The sequence below is a fragment of the Bacillus sp. SIMBA_074 genome (assembly GCF_046534555.1).
Taxonomy (GTDB): domain Bacteria; phylum Bacillota; class Bacilli; order Bacillales; family Bacillaceae_G; genus Bacillus_A; species Bacillus_A mycoides.
Window position 1 is genome coordinate 1 of record NZ_JAWRYM010000274.1, and the last position, 316, is coordinate 316.

The 316-nt window shown below is 47.2% G+C and carries 1 protein-coding gene; it reads right to left on the reverse strand.

The window, feature by feature from the left end:
* On the reverse strand, positions 1 to 253 hold a 253-nt coding region (locus SB773_RS30825), incomplete at its 3' end, for a BMC domain-containing protein (RefSeq protein ID WP_410594041.1).
* Positions 254 to 316 lie beyond the last annotated feature (63 nt).

Consider the following 316-nt stretch of genomic DNA (forward strand, 5'->3'; position numbering starts at 1 on the left):
CGCCATGAGGGCGTGGGATGACGTGTACAGATACGAGTTCGCCCACTTTTTCGGCAGCAGCGGCACCTGCGTCCGTGGAAGCTTTTACTGCACCTACATCACCGCGAACCATTACTGTGACGAGACCGCCACCTACGTGTACTTTACCAATCAGTTTTACGTTTGCTGCTTTTACCATTGCGTCAGCAGCTTCTACCGCTCCTACCAAACCTTTTGTTTCTACCATTCCCAATGCGGACATTTCTCCAGCCATGATTCATTTCCTCCTTAAATGTATGGACATTTTTTTAGTAGTTAATGCTGCTATTAAGAAAAC